This window comes from Pokkaliibacter sp. CJK22405 (assembly GCF_046614695.1).
Lineage (GTDB): Bacteria > Pseudomonadota > Gammaproteobacteria > Pseudomonadales > Balneatricaceae > Pokkaliibacter.
Window position 1 is genome coordinate 12,621 of record NZ_JBKKHQ010000020.1, and the last position, 16,315, is coordinate 28,935.

The 16,315-nt window shown below is 49.7% G+C and carries 19 protein-coding genes; 8 read left to right on the forward strand and 11 right to left on the reverse strand.

Annotated elements, in window-relative coordinates; genetic code table 11:
- Positions 1-2: 2 nt before the first annotated feature.
- Positions 3-329, reverse strand: a complete 327-nt coding sequence (locus tag ACKC9G_RS14900; RefSeq protein WP_411406774.1) for a hypothetical protein — start codon at positions 327-329, stop codon at positions 3-5.
- An 83-nt stretch (positions 330-412) separates the two neighbouring features.
- Between ACKC9G_RS14900 and ACKC9G_RS14905 the strand changes: the two genes are divergently transcribed.
- Entirely contained in the window at positions 413-865 is a 453-nt protein-coding gene (locus ACKC9G_RS14905; protein ID WP_411406776.1) for a flavodoxin domain-containing protein, read from the forward strand.
- A 24-nt stretch (positions 866-889) separates the two neighbouring features.
- Here the strand turns inward: ACKC9G_RS14905 and ACKC9G_RS14910 are convergent, their stop codons facing one another.
- From ACKC9G_RS14910 to pilB, 7 genes are all read right to left on the reverse strand, one after another.
- Positions 890-1,468: an alpha-ketoglutarate-dependent dioxygenase AlkB family protein gene (locus tag ACKC9G_RS14910; protein WP_411406778.1), complete on the reverse strand. Its 579-nt coding sequence runs from the start codon at positions 1,466-1,468 to the stop codon at positions 890-892.
- Positions 1,465-2,349: a ribose-phosphate diphosphokinase gene (gene prs, locus ACKC9G_RS14915; protein WP_411406780.1), complete on the reverse strand. Its 885-nt coding sequence runs from the start codon at positions 2,347-2,349 to the stop codon at positions 1,465-1,467. The genes ACKC9G_RS14910 and prs overlap by 4 nt, the downstream gene beginning before the upstream one ends.
- A gap of 151 nt (positions 2,350-2,500) precedes the next feature.
- Positions 2,501-2,722, reverse strand: coding sequence for a DNA gyrase inhibitor YacG (yacG, locus tag ACKC9G_RS14920; protein ID WP_411406782.1), 222 nt, complete (start codon positions 2,720-2,722; stop codon positions 2,501-2,503).
- 41 nt (positions 2,723-2,763) lie between these two features.
- Positions 2,764-3,369: a dephospho-CoA kinase gene (gene coaE, locus ACKC9G_RS14925; protein ID WP_411406784.1), complete on the reverse strand. Its 606-nt coding sequence runs from the start codon at positions 3,367-3,369 to the stop codon at positions 2,764-2,766.
- A complete protein-coding gene (locus ACKC9G_RS14930) occupies positions 3,369-4,223 on the reverse strand; it encodes a prepilin peptidase (RefSeq protein WP_411406786.1) in 855 nt (284 codons plus the stop codon). The genes coaE and ACKC9G_RS14930 overlap by 1 nt, the downstream gene beginning before the upstream one ends.
- Positions 4,223-5,464: a type II secretion system F family protein gene (locus tag ACKC9G_RS14935; protein ID WP_411406788.1), complete on the reverse strand. Its 1,242-nt coding sequence runs from the start codon at positions 5,462-5,464 to the stop codon at positions 4,223-4,225. The genes ACKC9G_RS14930 and ACKC9G_RS14935 overlap by 1 nt, the downstream gene beginning before the upstream one ends.
- A gap of 6 nt (positions 5,465-5,470) precedes the next feature.
- Positions 5,471-7,183, reverse strand: a complete 1,713-nt coding sequence (gene pilB / locus ACKC9G_RS14940; protein ID WP_411406808.1) for a type IV-A pilus assembly ATPase PilB — start codon at positions 7,181-7,183, stop codon at positions 5,471-5,473.
- Between the two features lie 342 nt (positions 7,184-7,525).
- Here pilB and ACKC9G_RS14945 point away from each other — a divergent pair, with 342 nt between their 5' ends.
- The 4 genes from ACKC9G_RS14945 to ACKC9G_RS14960 all read left to right on the forward strand — a co-directional run bounded on the left by ACKC9G_RS14945 (position 7,526) and on the right by ACKC9G_RS14960 (position 10,095).
- Positions 7,526-7,969 (forward strand): pilin, encoded by a 444-nt coding sequence (locus ACKC9G_RS14945; RefSeq protein WP_411406810.1) that lies wholly within the window; start codon positions 7,526-7,528, stop codon positions 7,967-7,969.
- 100 nt (positions 7,970-8,069) lie between these two features.
- Positions 8,070-8,531: a pilin gene (locus ACKC9G_RS14950; protein WP_411406790.1), complete on the forward strand. Its 462-nt coding sequence runs from the start codon at positions 8,070-8,072 to the stop codon at positions 8,529-8,531.
- Positions 8,532-8,561: 30 nt separating this feature from the next.
- Positions 8,562-9,386 carry a PHP domain-containing protein gene (locus tag ACKC9G_RS14955; protein WP_411406792.1) on the forward strand — a complete coding sequence of 275 codons (825 nt, stop codon included), beginning with the start codon at positions 8,562-8,564 and terminating at the stop codon, positions 9,384-9,386.
- Positions 9,387-9,471: 85 nt separating this feature from the next.
- Positions 9,472-10,095, forward strand: coding sequence for an L-threonylcarbamoyladenylate synthase (locus ACKC9G_RS14960; RefSeq protein ID WP_411406794.1), 624 nt, complete (start codon positions 9,472-9,474; stop codon positions 10,093-10,095).
- Positions 10,096-10,163: 68 nt separating this feature from the next.
- On the opposite strand, the gene ACKC9G_RS14965 is transcribed toward ACKC9G_RS14960, so the two are convergent.
- Positions 10,164-10,673, reverse strand: a complete 510-nt coding sequence (locus ACKC9G_RS14965) for a hypothetical protein (RefSeq protein WP_411406796.1) — start codon at positions 10,671-10,673, stop codon at positions 10,164-10,166.
- A gap of 101 nt (positions 10,674-10,774) precedes the next feature.
- Between ACKC9G_RS14965 and ACKC9G_RS14970 the strand changes: the two genes are divergently transcribed.
- Entirely contained in the window at positions 10,775-11,635 is an 861-nt protein-coding gene (locus tag ACKC9G_RS14970; RefSeq protein WP_411406798.1) for a mechanosensitive ion channel family protein, read from the forward strand.
- A gap of 138 nt (positions 11,636-11,773) precedes the next feature.
- Here the strand turns inward: ACKC9G_RS14970 and metF are convergent, their stop codons facing one another.
- Entirely contained in the window at positions 11,774-12,619 is an 846-nt protein-coding gene (gene metF, locus ACKC9G_RS14975; RefSeq protein ID WP_411406800.1) for a methylenetetrahydrofolate reductase [NAD(P)H], read from the reverse strand.
- A gap of 299 nt (positions 12,620-12,918) precedes the next feature.
- Here metF and ACKC9G_RS14980 point away from each other — a divergent pair, with 299 nt between their 5' ends.
- On the forward strand, positions 12,919-13,797 hold the full coding sequence (locus ACKC9G_RS14980; RefSeq protein WP_411406802.1) for an NAD(P)-dependent oxidoreductase: 879 nt from the start codon (positions 12,919-12,921) through the stop codon (positions 13,795-13,797).
- A gap of 65 nt (positions 13,798-13,862) precedes the next feature.
- On the opposite strand, the gene ACKC9G_RS14985 is transcribed toward ACKC9G_RS14980, so the two are convergent.
- Positions 13,863-14,357, reverse strand: a complete 495-nt coding sequence (locus ACKC9G_RS14985; RefSeq protein WP_411406804.1) for a hypothetical protein — start codon at positions 14,355-14,357, stop codon at positions 13,863-13,865.
- A 450-nt stretch (positions 14,358-14,807) separates the two neighbouring features.
- On the opposite strand from ACKC9G_RS14985, the gene rimO reads away from it, so the two are divergent.
- Positions 14,808-16,136, forward strand: a complete 1,329-nt coding sequence (gene rimO, locus ACKC9G_RS14990; protein ID WP_411406806.1) for a 30S ribosomal protein S12 methylthiotransferase RimO — start codon at positions 14,808-14,810, stop codon at positions 16,134-16,136.
- Positions 16,137-16,315 lie beyond the last annotated feature (179 nt).

Consider the following 16,315-nt stretch of genomic DNA (forward strand, 5'->3'; position numbering starts at 1 on the left):
GTTTATTTGCTGGTGCGCTGACGAAGCTCTTCACGCAGCTTAAGGTAACGAGGTGTTGGGCCAATATCTTCATAGATGGCTTCACCTTCCTCCTCTCTGATAACTTTTGTCCCGGGAAGGTAAGGCATACTGGATTCCACCGCTTTAAGAGCGGTGTGCATCAGCTGGCTGGAGACTTCGTCAGCTGTCATGCCATAGAGAATCGCCAGTGCTTGCAGGCGTTCATGGTCTTCTTCTGACAGCGTGACTGATATTTCAGTGCTGGGTTGCTGGTCCTGGGCTTGTGCTTCCCACTGCGATAGCAGCTTTTCAAAATCCGCATGGGACATCCGTGTTCTCCTTTGTACTGCTGGGTGATTCTTGTCATTTTTATGTATGCTTGACGATGAAATTCAAGCGGTGGTAAAGCGAGATGGCTCGAATCAATCTTTTTACAGGCTCGGTATTTGGCAATGCAGAGCGTGTAGCGCAGCATTTGAAAGGGTTGCTTATTGCAGCAGGGCATGAGGTCCATGAAGGTCAGGCTGATATCAGCCGGTTTAGCCAGCCTGGGACGGTCCTGAATCTGATCTGCACCTCTACCACCGGACAAGGTGAGCTTCCTGATGAGCTTTACCCATTATGGAGCCAGCTTCGTGATCAGTTACCACAGATGCCCGGTACTTATATGGCGGTTATCGCGCTAGGTGACAGTAATTACGAGAGCTTTGCCGGTGGGGGACGTCACTTTATTGAAGTTTCTCAAGAGATGGGAATGCCGATGTTGCAGGAGCCACTCTTTATTGATGCCTCTGAAGTGACTGACCCTGTGAGTTTCTCTGATGAATGGGCGCAGCAGCTTATTCAGTCGCTGGCGCAGTTCTAGGTATTGATCAGATGCAGGCGAAAGTCATTGCGGGTTGATCTGCCGAAAGGTCAGGTTAATACGAGGTGTAGTGACTCTCTTTCGCGGAGGAATGCTGTGCTGCCAGTGAGTTTGGCAGCCGGGTAACATTTCCACCAAGTCCCCATGGTTCAGGGAAATCAGATGGCTTGTGCGCGTTTGGCCCTTTTTGCGGAGTGCCATCTCTCTTGATGCACCCAGAGAAAGACTCAGGATTCGCGGCTCTGGTCCCAGCTCAGGCTCATCATCACTGTGCCAGCCCATTTTGTCTTCACCATTGCGATAGAGATTGATCAGAACACTGTTAGCAAGCCAACCTGTTTGCTCGGCAATGTACTGGCGAATCTTCACAATCTCATGATGCCAGGGCTCTGGCTCAAAGTATTTGCCTGAATAACGGTACTGGCTATCACTATCCCCCATCCACACCTGTAAACGAGGGATAGGGTGTATCTTGCCGTAGAGTTGAATGGAAGGCTGTTGCCATGCCAGTTCAGAGCACAGTGTAAGTAGTAGCTGATCAGCTCTCTCTGCAGGCAGCCAGTCTGGAAAAAGGTGCCAAAGTGACTCGGATTGAGTTGTCATCCCAGCGTGCTAATCGACTCAGCAAGAGTGGCAATCAGCGCTGGAAGTACATCGATTTCCGCATGGCTGTTCGAGCGCGTGTTAGTGCATACCAGTTGCGCACGTGAGGAAATGGCTTCAGCGCATTTGTCTGCAAGAACGCCGTGAATACCAATAACCACAGTGGTTACCGATTCCGGGACATGAATCAAGGTCTGCAAAATTGTCTGGCCGCTGGAGATAATATCGTCAACTACCACAGCGGTTTTATTGTGAAGAGCCTCTTGGGGGAGAGTGGAGATAGAAACATCCCGATCCCCGCGACGGAGTTTTTCCAGCACGATATGCGGTGCCTGAACCTTCCTGGCCAGAGGGATAACCCACTGCGCGCTCTCTGCATCAGGACCAATAATGAGCGGATTGGCAACGTTGCTGCTAATCCACTGGGCCAGAGCCTCTGTCGTAGAGACGATGCGCGTCTTGCAGCTATAGATGGGAGAGAGACTGTCGTAGCGATGCAAATGCGGATCAACGGTGATCAGCTCATCCACTGCTTCTGAAATCAGGGCTGCGAAGAGATCCGCCGTTACGGCTTCACCAGAATTAAAGCACTCATCCTGACGCATGTAAGGCAGATAAGGCGTCATCAGGGTGATAAAGCGTGCGCCTTCTTTACGGGCTGTTTTGGCAAGAAACAGTAAGGGAAGAATTCGGCTATCGGGATCAGTGAGAGAACAGTAGATGATAACGTGCCGATCAGTCACATCCGTCAGCAGGCGAAGATAATGCTCCCCATCCGGGAAGTGACGATGGCCAAGGACGCCCTGTTCTATCTCCAGTGCTTTGCATAGCCGCTCAGCTTGGTGTGCATCGCTCAGGAGATTAAAAAGAACGGGTAGCATGTTGGGCTCCTTGAATCGAAAACGGTATCAATGCACTGGCGTGAAAAAATAAGACAGCAAGCATAGGGGCCGAATGTGATGCTGTCATCCATGAAGTCTAAACAGCCTGTATCCTTTGGTGACGGCCGTTGGAGCCGCCAAAAGGTGAGTGTTAGTGCTTATGGGCGGGGACATCAGGCATGAGGTGTTCACTAAAGAAGATATCTTCTTCAAACTCCAGCGCGGTAAGGTCCGGTGCGGCTGGCACTGCGTAGGATTCATCTGCCCAGGCGCCCAGGTCGATCAGCTTGCAGCGTTCACAGCAAAAAGGGCGGTAGGGGTTCTCGGAACTCCATTCCAGAGTCTGTTTACAGGTTGGACAAGAGTATTTCATAGTGCTCGCGGTAATCTGGTGTAAGAAGTAGGCAGTGTGCCTCAGGTAGAGGAAATCTCAAGCAGCTGCTGGTGAAGTTTTTGTACTTCTGCTTTCAGATCCTCCAATGACCCGTTATTGGATAGGATGAAATCGGCCTTTGTCAGGCGAGTCTCGCGGGGGAGTTGCTTACTCATAATCGCTTTGATTTGGTCTTGATTCGCATCATCACGCTGCATGCTACGTGCTAGTTGAGTGGTCTCTGGCACATCTACCACAATGCTTTTCTCGACCAGTGCATCCTGACCGCTTTCATATAGAAGAGGGCTGACCAATAGGCCGTAAGCGCTCTTCATTGCACTTAATCGCTCTAGAGTAAGCTTGCGAATTAGTGGGTGTAACAAGGCTTCAAGCCAATGCCGCTCTTCATCACTATTAAAGACAAGATCACGCAGGAGTTTACGGTTAAGTGCTCCCTCTGGGGTGACAACTTGATGTCCAAAGTGCGCAGCAATCTCACTGAGGGCTTTGGAACCGGGAGCAACCACTTCTCTTGCAAGAATGTCTGCATCAATGGTTGCAATACCCAGGCTTTCGAAGTGCTTAGCAGCGGCGGATTTACCGCTACCAATGCCACCAGTAAGGCCAAAAATTCGGGTTTTAATCATTAGAAAAGCTGAAGCTGAGGAAAGAAAGGCGCGCAGGTGATCAGAATGCCGCCTGCGGTGGCCAGCGAGGGGCCGAATGGGAAGGCTTCGCCCGCAGCCAGCTTGCCGGTTACTCGAAGTGTTAAAGCAAAGACGATTCCCAGGATAGCGGAAAGCAATAAAACCCAAGGCAGAATAAATACTCCTCCCCAAGCCCCAAGAGCTGCCAGCAGTTTGAAGTCTCCGTAACCAAAGCCTTCCTTGCCCGTCACAATCTTGAAGAGCCAGAACAGCACCCAAAGCACTAGATAGCCGGCCATGGCACCCCATAAAGAGCTGCTGATGGTGATATGTTCGGTTAGCAGGTTGAACAGAATGCCAGCCCAAAGAAGCGGGAGTGTGATGTCATCGGGCAAAAGTTGGTGATCGGCGTCAATAAAGATAAGTGCCAGTAGAGCGCTGACCATTAAGCTCAGAGCGGCAAAAGTCCAGGTCGGGCCGTAAGCGATGAGTAGTCCCGCCCAACAAGCGGCATTCAGAAGTTCCACCGTCGGGTAGCGCAGACTGATAGAGACTCTGCAGTTATGGCAGCGGCCTTTAAGCAAGACATAGCTTATGATCGGCAGGTTTTGCCACCACGTCACTTCGGCTTTACAGTTTGGACAGCGAGAGCGTGGAACTGCCAGGTTAAAGGTTTGATTTTCTTCATCTTCAGGCGACTGGCCCAGAAACTCCAAGGACTGTTTGCGCCAGTCTTTTTGAAGCATAAGGGGCAGTCGGTGAATGACAACGTTAAGAAAACTGCCCACCAACAAACCAAAAACGATTACCAGACATAGTTGAGTTGCAAAGGGTAAAGCGCTAAATGCCTGCATTAGCCAACCACGTTACCCAGCTGGAAGATCGGAAGATACATGGCAATGATAAGGCCGCCGACCAAAACACCCAGAACTGACATGATTAAAGGCTCAAGCAAGGATGTGAGTGTATCGATGGCATTATCTACTGCGTCTTCGTAGAAGACGGCAACCTTGTCCAGCATGGTTTCCAGCGAACCTGCTTCTTCGCCAATCCCCACCATCTGGATGACCATATTGGGGAATGCGCCGGTGACTTGCATCGAGCTTCTCAGGGTTTGGCCACCGGAAACCGAGCGTTTCACCTGATTTAACGCCTTTGAATAGTACACATTGCCACTGGCGCCAGCTGCGGAGTCCAGAGACTCTACTAGTGGTACACCTGAGGCGTAGGTGGTGCAGAGGGTCCTGGCAATACGCGCTAACGCTGCGTTATTCACAATAGGTCCCATTATTGGTAGCCGGAGACTGGCAAGTTGTAACCTGTGCCTGAACTTTTCACTGTTGGTATGTGCTTTTTTGAAAGCGACGCCAGCAACGAAGATTCCTGCCAACACGATATACCACCACTGCTGCATCATGTTAGAGAGGTTCACTACAAATTGGGTAAAGACCGGGAGGTCTGCCCCAAAGCCTTTAAACAGACTTTCAAACTGCGGAACCACTTTGATCAATAGAATGGCCGTCACGATAATGGCAACTACGACAACTGCTATAGGATAAGTCATCGCCTTTTTAACTTTTGCTTTTAGTGCCTCAGTCTTCTCTTTATAAAGAGCCAAACGGTCCAACATAGCGTCAAGCGTACCGGACTGTTCACCGACAGCGACTAGCTGACAAAACAGTGAGTCAAAATACTTAGGATGCTTTTTTAAAGTAGATGAAAGCAGGCTGCCACTAGCGACTTCGTCTTTGATGTCTTTAACCAGAGCCTTCATTTTGTTCTTCTCCATCCCCTCTTCAGAGATGTTGAAGGCCTGAACCAGCGGCACACCCGATTGCATCATGGTCGCCATCTGACGAGTAAAAAAGGTGAGGTCAGCAGCGTTAATGCCTGCATTTTTCTTGAAAGAATCAAATCCAGACTTTTTGCTAACTCTCTTGACTTTAATTTGCTGGTTGGCCAGTAGCTCGCGGGCACGTGCCGGCGATTCGGCCTGAATCTCGCCACGTACACTCTCATTGAACTTATCGGTACCTGTCCATTTGAAGGTAAAGAGCTTTGCTTCGGTCTCTTTCTTCTGAGTGCGCCTGGCCATACTACGTTATTCCTTGATCACGCGGTTAAGCTCTTCAAGACTGGTCATGCCATGTAAAACCTTGCGAATACCAGACTGACGGAGGTTGAGCATGCCTTCTTTTTGGGCAACACGAGAGATATCCAGCGCGCTACCATTTTTCATAATGACTTCCTGAATCGGTTCGCTAACCTTCAGAACTTCATAGATGCCCACACGACCCTTATACCCCTGATGGCAACGAGTACAACCAACGGGTTTGTAGATGACGGCATTACTAATGTCATTGGCGTTAAAACCTGCTTCGCGAAGCACCTCTTCAGGAACATCGTGAACCTGTTTGCAGCTATTACAAAGCCGACGCGCAAGCCGCTGAGCGATAATCAGGGATACCGATGTCGCAACGTTATAAACAGGAACCCCCATGTTCTGCAGTCGTGCAAGTGTTTCCGGGGCGCTGTTGGTGTGAAGGGTTGAAAGCACTAAGTGGCCCGTCTGGGCTGCTTTAATGGCTATCTCTGCTGTCTCAAGATCTCGAATCTCACCCACCATGACGACATCAGGGTCTTGTCGCAGGAAGGAGCGAAGCGCTTCCGCAAAGTTAAGACCGACTTTAGGATTGATGTGTACCTGATTAATCCCTTCGATGTTGATCTCTACCGGGTCTTCTGCAGTTGAAATGTTACGTTCAGAGGTATTGAGAATGTTGAGGCCCGTATAGAGAGACACCGTTTTACCCGAGCCTGTTGGGCCGGTGACCAAAATCATGCCCTGTGGCTGTTCCAGTGCATCAAGATACATTTCCTTCTGCTCCGGCTCATAGCCAAGGGCATCAATCCCCATCTGGGCACTGGAAGGGTCAAGAATACGAAGTACTACCTTCTCTCCCCACAATGTAGGCAGGGTGTTAACACGAAAATCAATCGCGCGGGTACGAGAGATCTTCATTTTGATACGGCCATCCTGCGGCATGCGGCGCTCAGAAATATCGAGGTGAGACATAACTTTTAAACGCGCGGCGATACGGTTGCCCAGAGTTGCAGGGGGGCGGCTTACTTCATGAAGAACACCATCAGTTCGACAGCGAACACGATAGATCTTTTCGTAAGGCTCAAAGTGAATATCAGAAGAGCCGCGTTTAATCGCATCAAGCAGGATCTTGTTAACAAACTTCACCACGGGAGCATCGTCAGATGTCATCGCCGTGAGATCCAGCATATTCAGCTGGGGCTGCTCTTCTGCCGTGGTTTCAAGCTTTTCCAGCTGGGAGTCGTCAAAGCCATCAAGAGCGTCACTGGCTTCGTCATAGAGATGCTCAATGGCTTTAGCCAACTTTCCTGCTTCAACAAGCACAGGCTCCACTGACATGTTACTGGAGAATTTAAATTCACTGACTGCTTGCGCCTGAGTCGGATCACAAAAACCAACAAAGAGCTTTTTGCCCCTGACTAACAACGGTAAGCCGAAGTGCTTCTGAATAATTTTGTCTTTGACGACATCCTTCGGCCAGACTTCGCTATCCATAACGGACAAGTCCAACACAGGTACGCTGAAGGACTTGGAGATAACCTCAGCGAGGGCGCGTTCATCGACGCCCAGCTTTTCGACGAGATAGAGGGGGAGGGGCTGCTGATTCTGGTTTGCACCCTTGGCAGCTTCCTTAGCCTGTACGTCGGTGATCAGGCCCGCCTTCACAAGCTGGCCTACCAAACCTACTGGCTGGAACGGAACTCCCATCATTCCTTGCATACAGGAAACCCTACTTCTTCAAAGGAAAGGTAACAGAGACTAGTCTTTATCGGCTTATCCTCTTTAGGGATGAGCTCTTTATGATCGTAGGATGTAAGGATACCGCGATTAGTTCAAGTCTTGTGTCATTATTTTTAAGTGACCATTGTGTCAATAATGACAAATAAAATATTTTGTCAGCTGGCGGGAACTAAAATTTAGCAAGTGACGACACAGATGTTACCAGAAGGCTTGCACCAGCTTGGTTTTATGCTATGAATGAAACCGTAGCTCATGTGTGCAAGGCGTACGCAGGGTTGTCAGTAGACCAGGAGAACTTTTTCTATGAGACGTATGGTTAGTGCCCAGAAAGGCTTTACTCTGATTGAGTTGATGATCGTTGTTGCCATTATCGGCATCTTGGCAGCGATTGCGATTCCCCAATATCAAGATTACGTAGCACGTACTCAGGTGTCTCGTGCTTATTCAGAACTTTCTTCTCTGAAGACTGGTATCGATGAAAGACTTCTGTCTGGAACTGCTACTACGAATCCTGATGATGTGGGCTGGACTGATTCTACCCTATTTGCAAACGATCCAGCTGTTAACGTGAATGGTACTGGAGCTGGAACCATCACAGGCACATTGAATGGTGAAGTTTCGTCAAACATCATTGGTTCACAGGTTGTTCTGACCCGCGTTGCCAATGGTACTTGGACATGTGCAGTTACAGGGTCGGGATCAGGCTGGAAAACAACCTATATTCCAACGGGATGTGATGCTGCAGCAGCCCCATAAAGTATACCTTTACTGTTGCTAAGAATATTATGAAGCCGCCAAAGAGCGGCTTCTTTTTTGTTGGTCTCATTGCCCTAACATTCAAAAAGAACATAAATATATGAATGTCAGCTATAGAAAGCAGAAAGGTTTCACCTTAATTGAACTAATGGCTGTGGTTCTTATTATTGGAATCTTGGCGGCGATCGCAATTCCAAAGTACCAAGATTATATCTCGCGATCCCAAGTCTCCAGGGCGCATTATGAAATTGGACTATTGAGGTTGCCAGTTGATGAGAGGCTCAGATCCGGAACTGAAATTGGTAACTCAGCTGAGCTAGGTTTTTTAGGATCTACCCTGATTGGTGATGAATCGGCCAACGCAATTACTGTTACGGATGGAGGCGGCGGGGTTGTAGCTCTGAGAGGAGTAATGAGTGGTGAGAGTAGTTCAGCGGTTTCTGGCTTAATTATTCAGTGGGCGCGAGACGCTGCTGGAACCTGGACTTGTACCATTAACCCTGCAGCAGCTAATGCATGGCATGATAGCTTTCTTCCTGGCTCTTGCCAGTTGGCTCCGTAAAAGTAATTAAACATTTTTAAAGGAATTCAGTTGCTAACGGATCTGCATTCACATTCAACGCGCTCTGACGGACGCGTCTCTCCAGACGAACTGGTGTCTCTGGCGGTGCAAAACAGTGTCGCCCGGTTGGCAATGACGGATCATGATCTGGTTTTCTTTGCTGAGTATGAGCCCTCTTTCTCCCTGATGCTGGAGATTATTTCTGGGACAGAGCTTTCCTGTACCTGGGCTAAACAGACTATTCACGTGCTTGGCCTCAATATGCATTATGACAAGCGAGAAGCCATTGAGCAGCACTGCAGTGCGTTGTCGGAAGGCCGTGAAAAACGAGCGCTGATTATTGCGGATAAGCTGGAAAAGCTTGGTATGCTGGGTGCCTATAACGGAGCACTAGAGCAAGCTGAGGGCGGACAAATTGGGCGGCCACACTTTGCTCGTTGGATGGTAAATGCCGGTTATGTAAAAGATATGAGTGCCGCTTTTAAGAAATATCTTGGACAAGGTAAAGTGGGTGATGTGAAGTCTGAGTGGCCTCATATTTCTGAAGCTGTAGCTGCTATTCGAGCGTCAGGCGGAACCCCGGTTTTAGCTCATCCGAAGCAATATCGGATGACTAATACCAAGATGCGTGCGCTGATTACCGACTTTAAGTCGATGGGCGGCCAAGGCCTTGAAGTCAGTAACGGTTATCAGCCCGCAGATCAGGTGGCTTATCTCACTACACTGGCCAATCAATTCGGTTTGGCGATCTCTGCGGGTAGTGACTTTCATGGTCCTGCGACGCCGTATCACCGACCTGGTGGTTTTACTCCTTTGCCTGAGAATGGCACGCCGATATGGGAATTGTGGAACTGACGATATTCCCTGTTCAGAATTGAGTATTGGCGCTCACGCCTCTATAAGTTCCTTACTTCATTACGTTTTAATCTCAGGAATCGAGATGAGCCAGTTTTTTCAGATTCATGCTGAAACCCCTCAGGTGCGGCTTGTGCGTCAAGCAGTAGATATTATTCAACAGGGCGGGATTGTCGCTTACCCCACGGATTGCGCTTACGCTTTGGGTTGCCACATTGGTGACAAGGATGCGGTGGAGCGTATTCGTCGTATTCGTAAGCTAGACGATAAGCATAACTTTACCTTGGTATGCCGTGACCTTTCCGAGCTGGCAACTTACGCCAAGGTGGATAACCAGCATTTTCGTTTGCTCAAGGCGCTTACGCCGGGAGCTTATACGTTTATTTTGAATGCTACGCGGGAAGTACCGAAGCGACTGGTACACCCCAAGCGAAAAACTATTGGTATTCGTGTTCCTGATAACGTCATCGCACAGGCGCTCCTTGCAGAGCTGGGTGAACCAATGATGAGTGTTTCACTGATCATGCCGGGTGAGGATGAACCCATGACGGATCCCTACGATATGCGTATGGTGCTGGAGAAGCAGGTAGACCTCATTATTGATGGTGGTTATGCCGGCATGGCGGCGACAACGGTTGTTGACCTGACTGAGGATGCTCCTCAGCTGATTCGCCAAGGAGCAGGGGATAGCAGTCCATTTACGGATTAAGTTGTTTTATTTCTTCTATATAAAAGCCCGCATTGTGCGGGCTTTTTTACAGTCATGATTCTTTGGAATCAGGCTTGCTGTGGCAGTTCAGCAGAGGAATTAAACTCATCACTGAACCATGCCTTCCAGCAGCAGATCCAGAACGAAATAATTCCCCAGATCAAGCCGCCGACTACGCCCCCATCCAGAATGCCTCGCCAGGGCTGCGGCAGAAAGTGGAAGAGAATTATGAGTGCCACGACGGTACAAGTAATGCTGATACTGATGATCTGACGCTTACGAGTCGTGTGGAAATACCCCATGCAGAAAAAAGGTGCCAAAATTGCCTGGCCTAACGTAGCATGTTGGCTAAGATGGCGGGCACGGGCTGCTGTTCGGGGGGAAAAGGCTTTCTGAAAGCCACGGTAGCCCTCGTTGTAGAGCATGAAAATCAGAAAAAGCCAGAAGACGGACCACTGCAGGGTTGTCAGCTCCGTGTGCAAGGCTTGCAAACTGAGAGGCAGTAATCTGCCAATTGCTGACAGTAACAGTATGGAGACGCCTGCAATACCCCAGATACCGGCAAATGCTTGCAACACGACAACCCCCACGTTTGATTCTACGATGACTTAAAGGGCTAATTATACTCCAGCTACCCGAGTGATGGAGTGAGTTATTAAGTCAGTTTTCAGGAGTAAATATGGAAAGTTTGAACTTAAACAGCGAATACATTCAGCAGATTATACTGACTTGGGGGCCGCGTCTTGTATCGGCCATACTGATTCTCTTTATTGGCTGGTGGCTGAGTCGTAAGTTCAGTGAGCTTGCCTACAAAATGCTGGGTCGGGCGCAAATGGATGCGACGCTGGCTGCTTTTGTTCGAACCCTGGTGCATACCGTTCTGGTTGTTCTTACGCTGATTCTGACCATGACTCAGCTCGGTATTCAGACCACATCACTGATCGCAGTCGTGGGTGCTGCCGGTCTTGCGGTTGGTCTGGCGCTGAAAGACTCTCTGAGTAATATCGCTGCGGGTATTCTGCTGACAGTCTTCCGTCCTTTCCGTTTAGGGGATTTTATTGACTGTGCTGGCACGATGGGAACAGTTGAGCGTATTGGTTTGCTCTACACCGAACTTAAGACGGCAAATAACCAGCAGGTAGTCATGCCAAATTCCAAGCTGATGGATAACTCCCTGACTAACTACTCTGTCCGAACCGAGCGTCGTGTAGATCTGACAATTGGTGTCGGTTACAGCGCTGATCTTCGTCATGTGCGTCAGGTGCTTGAGCGTATCATTGCAGATGATAGCCGTGTTTTAGCAGAGCCTGCTCCTTTCATTGGCGTTACGGCCCTGGCAGATAATTCGGTCAACTTTGTGCTTCGTCCCTGGGTGAAAACCTCAGATTACTGGGCGACATTCTGCGATCTTAATGAGCGCGTAAAGATCGAGTTTGATAAGGAGGGCATCGAGATTCCTTTCCCTCAACGCACTATTCACATTGAAGGTGGAGTGGCACTGCAGTCTGTTCAGCAGGAAGAGAAAACACCGGCTAACTGATTGTGAGCGTTGCCATAACATCAAAAAAACCGCCTTAAAGGCGGTTTTTTTATTCCCTTTAAAAGCCTGCGGCTTCAGCTGGGTACAAAAATGCCCGGAGAAATCCGGGCACATCAATGTCAAAAGACGTGAAAGCACTTAGAAGGCTGAGCGGATCCAGCGACAGACATGACGAGTTAGCATCGACTCATTCAGTGTGTAGAGGTGGAAGAAATTCACTCCCTCGGAATGCAGGCGCGTAATCTGGTGACTCAGAATATTCATCGCCAGCAAGCGGTGATCAATGTCTTCAGCCTCAACACCCTCAAACATCTCATGCAAAAACTTAGGTACTGATGCCTGACAGCGCGCTGCAAAAGATGCCATACGTTTAAAGTTCAGTACTGGTAACAAGCCTGGAACCACTTCGGCATGGATACCTGCAGCAGCAACTTTTTCCCGGTAGTTAAGAAACACCTCCGGGTCGAAGAAAAACTGAGTGATGATGCGGTTTGCACCGGCATCTACTTTTCGCTTCAGGAACTCAAGCTCTTTCTCCATAGAAGCTGAATCAGGATGGCCTTCCGGATAACCCGCCACGGAGATATCAAAATCAGCAATCTCTTTCATACCTGCGACCAGCTCATCGGCGTAGGCAAAACCATCCGGGCGTGGGGTGTACTTGTCCTGTCCGGGCATGTCGCCGCGTAGCGCCACAAGGTGACGAATGTTCAGATCCCAGTATTCACGGGCCAGCTGAGTCAGCTCCTCTTTACTGCCTGATACGCAGGTCATGTGAGCGGCAACCGGGCACTGAGCCTGTTGGGAGACTACCTGAGCCACTTCTTTGGTGGTATCGCCTGTCGAGGTGCCACCGGCACCGCAAGTCACAGAGATGAACTCAGGATGGAAAGGTGAGAGCTCCTGAGTGGCTTTCCACAGCGACAAGGTCGTGGCAGCAGTTTTAGGGGGGAAGACTTCAAGACTGAAATTAGGCTTTGTCATTTTTGTCGACGTCCAGGCACTTTCCGGCTGAATAGCAATGTATGACGTGATGTTAGAACAAAAACAATGGTCGAGTAAATTTCATTATTCTCAGGGGTTCTATGAGCAGAATTGATATGCCGTGTTAGAAAACATGATGCCTGGATCCTGGTATCAAGCAAGCACTTCGTTGCTTTCGTTCTTGGCTAGCTTCACTGCAACCTTGTTTTCCCTGCTTTTTACGTAATTTTGGCTTGCGAGCTCGCTTAGCCAGCCTTATCCGGTAGAAAGAAATCCATTCATGTCGAACAGGAGTCATTATGCGTATCGGGTTTATCGGGCTGGGCACTATGGGTGAACCGATGGCGAGAAATCTGCTTAAAGCAGGCCATGAGATGCTCGTCTGGAATCGAAGTGAAGGTAAGGCAGAGAACTTAAAGGCAGCAGGAGCCAGGGAAATGCGTAATGTCACTGAGCTGGCTGAGCAGACCGACGTTATCATTAGCATGCTGGCGGATGATACGACTACCGATGATGTGTTGCTCAAAAGCGGTCTGGCAAAACAGCTGAAACAAGGAACGACGGTCATTAATATGGCCACTGTTTCTGTCAGCTTTGCTCAGATGCTGGAACAGGTATTAGCGACGCGCCAAGTGAACTATCTGTCAGCACCGGTGCTCGGTCGGGTGGATGTGGCTGAAGCAGGTCGCTTACAGATTGTTGTAGCGGGTGACTCGGGTGTTGTGAATCAGGCCGCGCCTTTACTTGAGGCTATGGGTCAGAAGCTTTGGTACTTTGGCCCGCACCCCTATCAGGCCAACATCGTTAAACTGGGTGTGAACTTCATGATTGCTTCCGCCATTGAGACCATGGGAGAGGCCACGGCCTTAGTTCAAGGCCATGAGGTTTCCGGTGCAGATTTTATGGAGTTAATAACGTCTACACTGTTTGCCGTTCCCGTCTATCAGGGGTATGGCGGCAACATGATCAAAGAAAACTTTGAACCGGCAGGTTTCAAGCTGGCATTGGGAGCTAAAGACGTTCGACTGGGTCTGGAGGCTGCCAGTAAAGCGAGTATCCCGATGCCGGTCGCTTCAGCGGTGTATGACCAGCATCTGGATGCACTGGCTAATGGTCAGGCTCACTGGGATTGGGCCTCTTTGGGAAAAGTCGCACATCGACGAGCTGGCCAGTCTTAAATAGGTGATATATACAAAAATGCCTGAGCGTTTGCTCAGGCTTTTCATTGCAACTTCTGATGGCCTTATGGGCTTAATAACACCTGTAGCAGAGTACCGTTATCAAGGCTGAATACACCTTGGGCACTGATTCCACTCTGGCCGTATACGCTGATGGTGATATCACTGTTATTGCTTGGATGACGCATCATCCAGGCTCCAGCAGGGACCTTGGCATTACAGTTGCTGAATCCAGGTTGCTTGGACTCAGCCCGACCGGGGTACCACACTCGGCATTGACCGGGAGGTGGATAGGCGGATTTTGGAATATCCAGCTTGGTATAGCCATGCTGGTGGAAATAGGAATTTTTCTGATCAGGCTTGGCATGGCTCACTTCTTTGGCATGACCCTGATTACCTTGAGCGTGACTTTTATTGTCATGTCCTTGGTTACCATGTTGCTGTGCCTGACCAGGCGGAATCATCTGGTCATCATTACCATGTCCGTTATTGTTACCTGGCGCGGCAAAAGCGACGGAGGAAAGTAGGCCCGCGGTCAGCGCTGCAGCCATCGTTAACATCGGACGTTTCCTTGAGAGTTTCATATTCGAATCCCTGTTGTTGTGAGCTCTTTGAATTATATGGGGATACTCGTCAGGAGTTGGCGCACAGAAGTGTAACCACCCTTGTCCAAAGTCAGGAATCATCGGCCTTCAGGACACCTTTGCAAAGAAAAGCTGACAGTGTTTGCAGTGCTGCTGCGCTGTCGTAATGTCTGTCGCTGCTGTGTTATCGCAGTTAGCTGAATAAAGGGGGCCAGCCGTTTGTTCTCTGTGTTTAACGGGACAGGAAGTACACCTTTAGTGCTACCAGAATAAGATCTGTGTATTTATGAGACCGCAGACTTTCTTGTGTAGGTGAATGCGTAAAGAACGCACGAAATTTCACAGAGAGAGACGTGCGCGTTAATCTCAGTCACTGTATAATTTCGCACCATTTTCTCACCGTGATTAACCAGAGGGGCAAACCCTATGAGTACTCCATCCACCCCAAAGGTTGGTTTCATCAGCCTTGGCTGCCCCAAGGCAACCGTTGATTCCGAGCGTATCCTGACTCAGTTGCGCACTGAAGGTTATGAGCTGGTACCTACCTATCAGGATGCTGATCTGGTGGTCGTGAACACCTGCGGTTTTATTGATGCAGCCAAGCAGGAGTCTCTGGATGCGATCGGTGAGGCGCTGAAAGAGAATGGCAAGGTAATCGTGACGGGCTGTATGGGTGGCAAGGAAGAGGACATCCGTAATGTGCATCCCTCAGTTCTCAGCGTCTCTGGCCCTCAGCAATATGAGCAGGTGGTTAGTGCGGTCCATGAGTTTCTTCCACCGAAGAAAGATCACAACCCCTTTATTGATCTGGTACCGCCTCAGGGGATTAAACTGACGCCTAAGCATTACTCCTATCTGAAAATTTCCGAAGGCTGTAACCATCGCTGTACTTTCTGCATCATTCCATCGCTGCGTGGTGATCTGGTCAGCCGTCCGGTCGGTTCGGTGCTGGATGAAGCCGAGCGTCTGGTGAACTCCGGTGTGAAAGAGCTGCTTGTGGTATCTCAGGATACCAGTGCCTATGGTGTGGATCTTAAGTACCGCACGGGGTTCTGGCAGGGGCGACCTGTTAAAACACGTATGCTGGAGCTATGTGAAGCTCTGGGTTCAATGGGCGTATGGGTGCGTTTGCACTACGTATATCCGTATCCTTCAGTCGATAATGTCATTCCACTGATGGCTGAAGGCAAAATCCTGCCGTATCTGGATATTCCATTTCAGCACGCCAGCCCGCGTGTTTTGAAAGCCATGGCTCGCCCTGCGGCTGCGGAGAAGACGCTGGAGCGTATCCAGACATGGCGCAGTATCTGTCCGGATATCACTCTGCGAAGCACCTTTATCGTCGGCTTCCCCGGTGAAACGGATGCTGAATTCCAGGAGCTGCTTGATTTCCTTGATGAAGCGCAGCTGGATCGTGTTGGGGCTTTTGCTTATTCCCCCGTTGAAGGGGCGCGTGCGAATGATATCGCTGCGGCTATTCCTGAAGAGGTGCAGCAAGAGCGGCTGGCACGTTTTATGGAAAAACAGGCCGAAATCAGTGCTCGCAAGCTGGCGGCAAAAGTAGGTAAGCAGGTCGATGTGCTGATCGATGAAGTGGTTGCCGAAGGGGCTGTGGGTCGCACCAAAGCGGATGCTCCTGACATCGACGGCCAGATTTTCCTTGATGGTCAGACACAGCTTGAACCAGGTCAGTTTGTGAAGGCGATCGTTGAGGATGCTGATGATCACGATCTGTGGGGCAAGCTGGTTCCCTAAAGGGTCCTGCGATCACTCCGGTTCGTTCATAAAAAAAGAGGTGCTTTAAGCACCACTGCTGTCCCATAGTTTTTGATCATAAAGGGATCCTCATTTGAGGATCCTTTTTTGTGGCTCTGGTGGAGTGGGATTAAGCAGCGCCCAAAGGGGGATACGCTCGAACAAGCTCACCTGAAGTG

Bases quoted from the DNA above. Each gene is read 5' to 3' on its own strand.
- ACKC9G_RS14900 (WP_411406774.1), bottom strand. From the start codon at position 329: ATGTCCCATGCGGATTTTGAAAAGCTGCTATCGCAGTGGGAAGCACAA.
- ACKC9G_RS14905 (WP_411406776.1), top strand. From the start codon at position 413: ATGGCTCGAATCAATCTTTTTACAGGCTCGGTATTTGGCAATGCAGAG.
- ACKC9G_RS14910 (WP_411406778.1), bottom strand. From the start codon at position 1,468: ATGACAACTCAATCCGAGTCACTTTGGCACCTTTTTCCAGACTGGCTG.
- prs (WP_411406780.1), bottom strand. From the start codon at position 2,349: ATGCTACCCGTTCTTTTTAATCTCCTGAGCGATGCACACCAAGCTGAG.
- yacG (WP_411406782.1), bottom strand. From the start codon at position 2,722: ATGAAATACTCTTGTCCAACCTGTAAACAGACTCTGGAATGGAGTTCC.
- coaE (WP_411406784.1), bottom strand. From the start codon at position 3,369: ATGATTAAAACCCGAATTTTTGGCCTTACTGGTGGCATTGGTAGCGGT.
- ACKC9G_RS14930 (WP_411406786.1), bottom strand. From the start codon at position 4,223: ATGCAGGCATTTAGCGCTTTACCCTTTGCAACTCAACTATGTCTGGTA.
- ACKC9G_RS14935 (WP_411406788.1), bottom strand. From the start codon at position 5,464: ATGGCCAGGCGCACTCAGAAGAAAGAGACCGAAGCAAAGCTCTTTACC.
- pilB (WP_411406808.1), bottom strand. From the start codon at position 7,183: ATGATGGGAGTTCCGTTCCAGCCAGTAGGTTTGGTAGGCCAGCTTGTG.
- ACKC9G_RS14945 (WP_411406810.1), top strand. From the start codon at position 7,526: ATGGTTAGTGCCCAGAAAGGCTTTACTCTGATTGAGTTGATGATCGTT.
- ACKC9G_RS14950 (WP_411406790.1), top strand. From the start codon at position 8,070: ATGAATGTCAGCTATAGAAAGCAGAAAGGTTTCACCTTAATTGAACTA.
- ACKC9G_RS14960 (WP_411406794.1), top strand. From the start codon at position 9,472: ATGAGCCAGTTTTTTCAGATTCATGCTGAAACCCCTCAGGTGCGGCTT.
- ACKC9G_RS14970 (WP_411406798.1), top strand. From the start codon at position 10,775: ATGGAAAGTTTGAACTTAAACAGCGAATACATTCAGCAGATTATACTG.
- metF (WP_411406800.1), bottom strand. From the start codon at position 12,619: ATGACAAAGCCTAATTTCAGTCTTGAAGTCTTCCCCCCTAAAACTGCT.
- ACKC9G_RS14980 (WP_411406802.1), top strand. From the start codon at position 12,919: ATGCGTATCGGGTTTATCGGGCTGGGCACTATGGGTGAACCGATGGCG.
- ACKC9G_RS14985 (WP_411406804.1), bottom strand. From the start codon at position 14,357: ATGTTAACGATGGCTGCAGCGCTGACCGCGGGCCTACTTTCCTCCGTC.
- rimO (WP_411406806.1), top strand. From the start codon at position 14,808: ATGAGTACTCCATCCACCCCAAAGGTTGGTTTCATCAGCCTTGGCTGC.